Here is an 8,099-nt window from a genome sequence, read left to right as displayed (position 1 = left end):
TGCGACGCGGGCGCGCACTTCCGGCGCCGGGTCGATCGACGGCTTGACGCCCATCTCGGCGATGATCTGCTGCTGAAGAGGTCGCATGTCCTGAGCCTACTTCGTCGGCCCGGATGCGGGACCGGGAGCATCGTCGTCCCCCGGGGCGTCGGTGAAATCGGCCGCGGAGATGTCCGAGCGCAGCACACTGGTGGACAGCGCCACCATGTCCGAAAGGGACTCGTTCAGCACGGCCCGGTCAGCGCGGCGCAGCGGGTTCTGTCCCACCAGCATCGCCTGCACGTACAGCATCCGGATGGTGCGGGACACCACCACGTCGTCCTCGGAGGAGGCGAGCACGCGCACCAGCGGCGATGCCCAGTTCAGCACCAGCGTGGCCGCATCCTCAGCAGCGATCTGCTCTGCCGACTCCGCCGGCGGGGACATGTCGCGCATGAGGTCGCCCCAGAACCCGTCGGTCTCCTCCTCCAGGCGCCGCAGCTCCATCGATCGCAGGATGTCCGGATCCACCACGTACAGGGCGTTCACCTCCAGAGGGCGGAACGTCCGCACCTGCACGGTGCAGTCGAGGTCCGTCAGCGCCTCCTGCGCCGCCCGCTCCAGGTGGCGCGCCTGCTCCGCTTCGGGACCGATCACCTCCGCCAGCTGCGCGATCACGTCGCGAACGTCGAGGCGCTGCGCCGTGACGTGCGGGAACACCCGCTCGATCATCGGCATCAGCTGCTCGTCATAGACGTACCCGGCGTTGATCACCGGCTCCGACGGGCTCAGCACGCCCGCCATCTGCCGGAACTCCTGGATCGACCCCGCGTAGCGGACCTGCGGCGAGGTGCGCACCAGGTCGCTCAGCAGCATCCGCCCGGCGCTGGTCTCGAACGTCAGGTGCGGCAGGATGATCCGCGCGAGCTCCTCATCATGCTGGGCGAGGGACCGCAGCGGCAGGTCATGGACCTCGAGGAACGCCGTGAGCCCGAGGCGGTTGTTCTGGGCGAGGTCCACGACCCAGGCGCGCAGCTGGTCGGCGATGCCGCGCTTCACAGCGGCGAACGCCGCGTTCTGGATGAACCCTTCGCGGCTCGCGGTGGGGGTGAGGCCGGTGGAGTTCAGCACCACGCGGGTGAAGAACGCCCACTCCGGCAGCAGGTCCGGCACCGAGTCGCCCACGAGGATGCCGCCGAGGTAGGCGCGGGTGGCCTGCCGGGCGCCGGGGCTGGGCGCGAACGGCAGCACGAACGCCGTGCCCCGAGTGCCCGCTTCCTCGATCTCCAGGGGAATCACGGCCAGCGGCTGCACACCGAGCAGCTCCGTGCCGTACTGCATGAGGCGGTTGAGCTCGTCCGTTTCGGTGAACGCCATGACCGGGTCGCCGGCCGGGCCAGCGGCGCTGAGCCCACCGGCGATGCCGCGGTCGAACATCGCATCGCGGTTCACCTGCGATTCGGTGCCGCGCGGGCCATCGACCCGCACCCGCACCGGCAGGAACTCCGCGAACCTCACCGCCAGCTCCCACACCTGCCGGTACTGGGTGAGGTCGCGGCGGTCCTCCCGCGGGCTCAGCCGCACCGTGGTGCCGACGGGCAGCTGGTCGCCCTCGGAGTCGCTGAGGCGGCTGATGGTGAAGGTGCCGTCGGTCCGGCCGACCCAGCGGGACGCGGAGCCGCCGCGCGCCGGCCGGGTCTCCACCACGATCTCGTCCGACACCATGAAGCAGGACAGCAGGCCGATGCCGAACTGGCCGAGCCGGTCGCGGCGCGGCGCCTCCAGCAGGTCCCGCTTCGAGGACCGGCCGACGGTGGCCAGCAGCTGCGCCATCTCCTCGTGCTGCATGCCGGCGCCGTTGTCATGCACGGTCAGCTCGGGGCTGTCCGTGCCGCTCGGGGTGATCGTGATGAGGCCGTCCTCCTCGGAGAACGGGTCGGTCTCGCCGACGCGCGCCGCATCGACACGAGCCGCGATCGCGTCCCGGCCGTTCTGGATCAGTTCGCGCACGAACACACTCGGATGGGAGTAGATGTTCGTGCTCAGCAGTTCCACCACCGCGCGCAGGTCGACCTGGAACGGGTGGCTCTGATCTGGGGAAGGCGTGAGGTCTGGATCCATGATTCTGAGTCTAGGGTCGGGCCGGACGACGTCCATCGGCGAGCGCTCCACTGTGGATAACTGTCAGCGCAGCTGCCGATACGGCACGGCCTCAGCACCCGTGGCGCACCCCAGCACGATCTCCCGCGGGCACGACTTGCACCGCAGCAGCCGGTGCCCGCCCGCCCGGGCCTGCGGGCACCGACAGAAGTGCCAGCCCGGCCGCGCCCACCGGCCCGGGCGCCGGCACTGATCGCACGCGGCGGGCCACACCTCCACCCACTGCCCATCGGCGCGGCGCTCCAGGCGCAGCGGAAGGACCGGCGGAGCGGCCGGGGGCGCGGACGGGTTCTGCAGCAGGATCTGCGGGGAGGTCATCGTGTCAGTCATGGCGGCACCGTAGAAAGGGGGAGCGACATTTAAAGTCGGGGCAGCGGAACGCACGTGCCGGCACCCGTCGGCCCCCGATACGGTGGTGCCCTGCCGGCCCGGCCCCGCACCACGACGAAAGGACTCCCGTGAGCCCTGCTGAACCGCGCTGGAGCACCGTCCTGTTCGACCTCGACGGCACCCTCCTCGACACCATCGGGCTGATCATCGAATCGTTCCACGCCACTTTCGCGGAAGCGGGGATCCCGCCGTTCAGCGATGACGAGGTCCGCAGCTGGATCGGCCTCACCCTCGAGGACACCTTCCGGCCCATCGCCCCCGACCGCGTCGAAGAGCTCGTCGAGACGTACCGCCGCATCAACCGCGCCAAGCACGACGACCAGGTCCGCGCATTCCGCGGAGTCCGCAGCCTCCTGCTCTTCCTCGAACAGGAGGGTGTGGAGATCGGCGTGGTCACCGCGAAGTACCCCGGCCTCGCCCACCGCGGCATCGAAGTGTCCGGCCTGCCCGCCGTCCCCCTGCTCATCGGCAACGGCGACGTTCCCCGCAACAAGCCCGCTCCCGACCCCATCCTGCGGGCCATGCACCTGTCCGGCTCCGCCCCCGAGGACACCGTCTACGTGGGCGATGCCCCCACCGACATCCGCGCCGGGCAAGCCGCCGGAGTCGCCACCATCGGCGTCACCTGGGGCGCCGCCTCGCGTGATGACGTCGCCGCCGCCGGCCCCACCCATCTCGTCGACACCCTGGAGCAGCTGCGCGCCTGCCTGCTGCCCGCCACCTGCTGAGGAGACAGCGCATGCCCGAAGAACCCGTCGGCCCCGACCCCGCCGACCGCCCGGCACCCGTCGGCCGCCCCGACGCCGCCCCCACCGGCGCCGCCGCCACCGGCATCCACGGCCCCATCCCCGACCGCACCACCGTCGCGTGGGGACCCGTCGCCGTGTTCATCGCCATCGCCTACGGCCTCGGCTGGCTCGTCATGCTGCCGCTGCACCTCGGCGAGAACGGCCTGAACACCGTCGGCGCCTGGCTGCCCGTCATCCTGCCGGTGCTGCTGATGTTCACCCCCGCCATCGCCGCCCTCATCGTCACCTTCACTATGAAGCGGCCCGGGAAGAACCGCCTGCGGGACCTCGGCATCTGGCCGCTGCAGCCGTGGAAGCGCACAGTCGGCGTCACCCTCGCCGCCTTCGTCGGCATGTGGCTGCTGCTGCTCGCCCTGCCGTTCCTGACCGCCGCGGTCGGCCTGGTGAAGCTCGACCTCCAGGACTATTCGATGGCCGCGCGGATGATCCCGCCGGGCACCCCCATGGACCCCGCGCTGCTCGCCTGGCTGCAGATCCTCGCGGCGCCGCTGAACGCCCTCATCGTCATCCTCATCCCCGCGCTCGGCGAGGAGATCGGCTGGCGCGGCTGGCTCCTGCCCCGCCTGCGCCCCCTCGGTGTGTGGCCCGCGCTGATCCTCTCCGGCGCGATCTGGGGCGTGTGGCACGCGCCGATCACCCTGCTCGGCCACAACTACGGGCTGTACGACCTGCGCGGCGTGGGCCTGATGACGATCTTCTGCATCCTCATGGGCTCTCTGCTCGGCTTCCTGCGGCTGCGCACCGGCTCCGTGTGGCCCGCCGTGTTCGCGCACGCCTCCCTCAACGCCTCCGCCGGCGCACTGATCCTGCTCGGCGACGCCGAACACCCGCCGAACATGATCCTCGCCGGGCCCGCGGGCGTGCCGATGTGGGCGGCGCTCGCGGTCATCCTCGCCGTGCTCGCCGCGACCGGGCAGTTCCGCAAGGAGGGCCAGCTCGCCGGCCGGCCCCCGGCGCCGACGCCGCCCGGACCACCGGCATCGCCGTCGCCGACCGTTTGATGCGTTTCAGCGCCCTCGATCGGGATCAAGAGCGCTGAAACGCATGGAACCCGTCGGCCGACGGGGCCTCACACCCCGTAGGCGCTGAGCTCCTCGCGGGTGTACCCCGTCGCCGGCCCCTCGGTCGCGGGCACCCAGCCGAGCTCGGGCGCCACGTACCTCGCGAACGACTCCAGCACGTGCGCGTGCATCAGCACGGCACGACCCTCAAGCGGGACACAGGGGGCCAGGTCGAACTACAGGAAGTTCGGGGCCGAGCCTCCTGATCACGCGATCGGCCGTTTTCGCGGTGGGTTGACGACCAAGAATCACCTGGTCTGCGACGGGAAAGGCCGCGCGCTCGCGTTCGTGCTGACCCCCGGGCAGGCTGCACGAACGGGACATCGCCGCCACGATCCCGGAGCGGCGGTCGGGTGCCACGCAGAGCCGCCGAAAACGCGCCTACCTGCCTGCCGCCGGCGGGTCGGCCGCGAACACCCACTCCACGCCCCGACTTTCGCCCGCGACGGCCACCGCCGTGGGAACCGCCCCCGCCGCCAAGGACACCGTGAAGGGGAGCCGCCCTTCCTCATCGGACACCGTGATCGGCGCGCCGAGGCTGACCGTCACGCCCCTCAGCCACGCCCCGAGCCCCCGATCCGTGGCCTTGGCGAGTGCCTCCTTCACCGTCCACAAGTGGCGGAAGCCCGCGTCTCTGACCCCCGCCGGCAGGGAGGAAAGCCAGCGCCCCTCAGCCCCCGAGAGGACCTCGCGCCCCCATGCCTCCCAGCCGGAGACGTCACCGGCCTCGGTGTCGATGCCGCATGCCACTCCGGGCGAGATGACCACCGCCACCTGCCCGCGCGTGTGCGAAAGGCTCCACCGCCAGCGGTGCCCGGGTACGCGGCCGGGCCGGCGCGGGTCCAACTCCCACTGGGCCGGCTCGACCAGCGGATCCGCCCGGCTCAGCTCCGTGCGCAACAAGACATGCGCGCCGACGTACGCCGCGCGGTCCGCCTCGCGGCGGAACCCTGCCGCCCGCTCACGCTCCGCAGCCGACAAGATCCCCGCAGAGACGGACTGCACCGCACTCACGCGCACCCGGATTTTCACCGACCGACGCTCACCACCACATCGGCGCACTCCGCGGCGAGCTCCTGATCATGGGTGACGATCACGACCACCCGGCCGTCATCCGCCAGGCGCCGGGCGAGCTGTGCGATCGCGAGCATCCCGTCGTGGTCCAGCCCGGAGGTGGGTTCATCGAAGAACACCAGGTCGGCTTCTGCCGCCACCGCCGCCGCCACTGCCAGGCGCTGCCGCTGCCCACCGGAGAGCGACATGGGATGCCGCTCGCCCATGCCGTCGAGCCCGAGCCCCTCCAGCACCCCCTCGGTCTGCCGGCGCCCGGCACCGGTGACCAGCTCGCCCTCCACGGTGTCGGAGAACAGCTGCCGGTTCACGTCTTGCATGACCACGTGGCTGCAAGCCAGTAGCGCGCGCCGATCGAGCGGCTTGCCGTCCAGGCGAATGGTGCCGCGCTGCGGTTGGGCGAGCCCCGACAGCACCCGCACCATGGTGGACTTCCCCGCTCCATTGGGTCCGGTGACCACGGTGACGCGACCGCGGGGGACATGCAGGCGATCCAGCACGAGGGCAGGGGGAAGCCCGCGACGGTAGCGGTAGGACAGCCCCTCCACCTCGAGGCCGCCAGCGCCCTGTTCCGCGGTGCTCCGGGCGCCCGCCGGCGACGCTGATCCCGCCTCCTCCGACAGTCGGCGCAGGCCCAGCTCACGCCGCCGCTCATCGTCGAGCGCGAAGAACTCCGCGGCCGGCACGTCCATCGCGATCCGCCCGCGATCGAGCACCACCACCCGGTCCACCAGCCGGCGCAGGAACGCCAGCCGATGCTCGGTGATGAGCACGGTGGAGCCCGCCTCCCGCAGGTGCCCCAGCAGCCTCCGCACCGCCTCCACTCCGGAATCGTCGAGATTCGAGGTCGGCTCGTCCAGCACATACAGCTGCGGATCATTGACCGCCGCGGCGGCGATCGCCACCTGCTGCTTCTGGCCGCCCGAGAGCTGCGCGACCGGCCGTCCCAGCAGGCGGGTCATCGACAACCTTTCGGTGACAGCAGCGATCTGCCGGCGGATGAGATCCGGTTCCAGCCCGGCGTTCTCCCCGGCGAAGGCCATCTCCGCCGTCGAATCGGCGCAGAAGAACTGGGTCCTAGGGTTCTGGGAGACCGTTGATACCACGCGCCCCATCTGATGCAGTTCCTCATCGGCCGGGGTGAGGCCGTGCACCTCCACCTTGCCGCTGATCTCGGCCGTGTGCAGATGCGGCACCAGGCCGTTCACCAGGCCCATGAGGGTGGATTTCCCGCACCCACTGCGGCCGGTCACCAGCATCACCTCCCCGGCATGGAGGGTGAGGTCGATGTCGCGCAGTGCCTCATCCGTGCTGCCGGCGTAGCGCACCGTGACCCCGCTGAGCCGTACGGCTTCGCTCATCGCAGCCCCACCCCGAATCCGTAGGCGGCCACCGCCACCGTCACGAGCATCAGCGCCACATCGGCCACCCCGAAATGCAGCTGGACGATGGTGGTGCGCCGCCCCGGGGAGCCGAAACCGCGGCACAGCGCCGAGGCGGTCAGCTCGTCACCGGCCCGCACCGCCCCGGCCAGCATCGGAATGACCAGGTATTCCGCGGTGCGGATGGGGTGGCGCAGCACCGAGAGCGGACCGCCGAGCAGCCCGCGCATGCGCATGGCATCGATGATCGCCCGGCCCTCGGTCAGCACGGTGGGCACGAAGCGCAGCACCACCGCGATGGGCACCGCCAGGAACTGGGGGATGCGCATGCGGGTCATCGCCGCCATGAATTCGGTGGGCCTCACCCGGGTGATGAGGAACCAGCCGAATGCCCCGGCCAGGGAGTACCGCCACAGGTACAGCACGGCGATCCCCAGCGCCCCCACTACCGGACCGCTGCCCAACCTGAGCAGCCAGGCGGCGCCCAGCAACACCACTGCCAGAGCCACCAGTGCCAAGAGCTGACGCCACAGCCGGTAGGCGAGCAGCAGGAGCATCAGGACGGCGAGCGCCAGCAGGTCGATGCGGCGGGGGAGGGCGGCGAGGACGAGCGCGTCGAGGGTGACCACCGTGAAGACGAGGGACCGGACATCGAACACGTCAGGCCAGTCCGGCACGCTCGAAGTGCTTGGACAGCGCACGCCGACCGATCCACCCACCGATCATGCCCACCACCACGGTGCCGATGATCAGCACAATGATGACCGCAGGACTGAACAGTGCATTGAATGCATCGGCCCACTGATCCCCCATCTGCCGGCGGTATTCCGAGAGCACCGAATCGCGCATGAACAGCAGCGGCAGGTAACCGCCGGCCACCCACAGGTTGAACACGCCATAGGCCACCACGGTCGGGACCGTGGCGCGGTATCCGCCGCGAGAGGCGATGACGTCTGCGGCGATTCCCGCCACCAGGGCGGTGACGATGCTGATGGGGTGGTGGCCGGCGATCGTCACCAGGATGCCCAGCAGCAGCGCCATCAGGGTGATCAGTCCCGCGTGGCGCACGCGGGTGAGGAAGAGCATGAAGGTGATGCCGTTCAGCAGGGTAGCGAGCGTGGCGCCCACCAGCTGCAGGATCGGCGCGACCGCCCCGAGCATATTGAATGCCATGTAGATGACGGTGTAGACGGCGGTGAAAATACCCAGGGCAATGAGCTCTTTGGGAGTGAATTTCATGGTGTTTC

General features: G+C 70.6%; 9 protein-coding genes and 1 pseudogene. 3 read left to right on the top strand and 7 right to left on the bottom strand.

Going from position 1 to position 8,099, the window contains the following annotated elements:
* Positions 1 to 96: 96 nt before the first annotated feature.
* Together FHX50_RS10680 and FHX50_RS10675 are read right to left on the bottom strand one after the other, a co-directional pair.
* Complete coding sequence (locus tag FHX50_RS10680; RefSeq protein WP_183377184.1) at positions 97 to 2,100, bottom strand: HSP90 family protein; 2,004 nt, start codon at positions 2,098 to 2,100, stop codon at positions 97 to 99.
* A gap of 63 nt (positions 2,101 to 2,163) precedes the next feature.
* The gene (locus FHX50_RS10675; RefSeq protein WP_183377183.1) at positions 2,164 to 2,469 is read right to left on the bottom strand and encodes a hypothetical protein; all 306 of its coding nucleotides are present in this window, start codon (positions 2,467 to 2,469) and stop codon (positions 2,164 to 2,166) included.
* Between the two features lie 128 nt (positions 2,470 to 2,597).
* Here FHX50_RS10675 and FHX50_RS10670 point away from each other — a divergent pair, with 128 nt between their 5' ends.
* Both FHX50_RS10670 and FHX50_RS10665 read left to right on the top strand, forming a co-directional pair.
* Complete coding sequence (locus FHX50_RS10670) at positions 2,598 to 3,257, top strand: HAD family hydrolase (protein ID WP_183377182.1); 660 nt, start codon at positions 2,598 to 2,600, stop codon at positions 3,255 to 3,257.
* Between the two features lie 11 nt (positions 3,258 to 3,268).
* Positions 3,269 to 4,339, top strand: coding sequence for a CPBP family intramembrane glutamic endopeptidase (locus tag FHX50_RS10665; RefSeq protein ID WP_183377181.1), 1,071 nt, complete (start codon positions 3,269 to 3,271; stop codon positions 4,337 to 4,339).
* A gap of 68 nt (positions 4,340 to 4,407) precedes the next feature.
* Here FHX50_RS10665 and FHX50_RS12305 read toward each other — a convergent pair whose 3' ends face one another.
* Complete coding sequence (locus FHX50_RS12305; RefSeq protein ID WP_259923696.1) at positions 4,408 to 4,536, bottom strand: hypothetical protein; 129 nt, start codon at positions 4,534 to 4,536, stop codon at positions 4,408 to 4,410.
* Between the two features lie 58 nt (positions 4,537 to 4,594).
* On the opposite strand from FHX50_RS12305, the pseudogene FHX50_RS12170 reads away from it, so the two are divergent.
* A pseudogene (locus tag FHX50_RS12170) lies at positions 4,595 to 4,711 on the top strand (IS5/IS1182 family transposase); the annotation flags it as partial.
* Between the two features lie 69 nt (positions 4,712 to 4,780).
* Here the strand turns inward: FHX50_RS12170 and FHX50_RS10660 are convergent.
* Genes FHX50_RS10660 through FHX50_RS10645 form a run of 4 tightly spaced genes read right to left on the bottom strand, consistent with a single transcriptional unit; the run spans position 4,781 to position 8,091 of the window.
* Positions 4,781 to 5,431, bottom strand: a complete 651-nt coding sequence (locus FHX50_RS10660) for a 4'-phosphopantetheinyl transferase family protein (protein WP_183377180.1) — start codon at positions 5,429 to 5,431, stop codon at positions 4,781 to 4,783.
* On the bottom strand, positions 5,428 to 6,831 hold the full coding sequence (locus tag FHX50_RS10655; protein ID WP_281368101.1) for an ABC transporter ATP-binding protein: 1,404 nt from the start codon (positions 6,829 to 6,831) through the stop codon (positions 5,428 to 5,430). Before FHX50_RS10655 ends, FHX50_RS10660 begins: the two co-directional genes overlap by 4 nt.
* On the bottom strand, positions 6,828 to 7,529 hold the full coding sequence (locus FHX50_RS10650; RefSeq protein WP_158239525.1) for an energy-coupling factor transporter transmembrane component T: 702 nt from the start codon (positions 7,527 to 7,529) through the stop codon (positions 6,828 to 6,830). The genes FHX50_RS10655 and FHX50_RS10650 overlap by 4 nt, the downstream gene beginning before the upstream one ends.
* Positions 7,513 to 8,091 (bottom strand): MptD family putative ECF transporter S component, encoded by a 579-nt coding sequence (locus FHX50_RS10645; RefSeq protein WP_183377178.1) that lies wholly within the window; start codon positions 8,089 to 8,091, stop codon positions 7,513 to 7,515. The genes FHX50_RS10650 and FHX50_RS10645 overlap by 17 nt, the downstream gene beginning before the upstream one ends.
* Positions 8,092 to 8,099: the final 8 nt, after the last annotated feature.

The organism is Helcobacillus massiliensis, assembly GCF_014191425.1.
In the GTDB taxonomy this organism is placed as follows: domain Bacteria; phylum Actinomycetota; class Actinomycetes; order Actinomycetales; family Dermabacteraceae; genus Helcobacillus; species Helcobacillus massiliensis.
Note: the sequence above shows the minus strand (reverse complement) of the source record. Positions and strands in the feature narration are given on the sequence as shown.

Coding starts and splice junctions, on each gene's coding strand:
- FHX50_RS10645 (WP_183377178.1), bottom strand. CDS start 8,091: ATGAAATTCACTCCCAAAGAGCTCATTGCCCTGGGTATTTTCACCGCC.
- FHX50_RS10655 (WP_281368101.1), bottom strand. CDS start 6,831: ATGAGCGAAGCCGTACGGCTCAGCGGGGTCACGGTGCGCTACGCCGGC.
- FHX50_RS10675 (WP_183377183.1), bottom strand. CDS start 2,469: ATGACTGACACGATGACCTCCCCGCAGATCCTGCTGCAGAACCCGTCC.
- FHX50_RS10680 (WP_183377184.1), bottom strand. CDS start 2,100: ATGGATCCAGACCTCACGCCTTCCCCAGATCAGAGCCACCCGTTCCAG.
- FHX50_RS10665 (WP_183377181.1), top strand. CDS start 3,269: ATGCCCGAAGAACCCGTCGGCCCCGACCCCGCCGACCGCCCGGCACCC.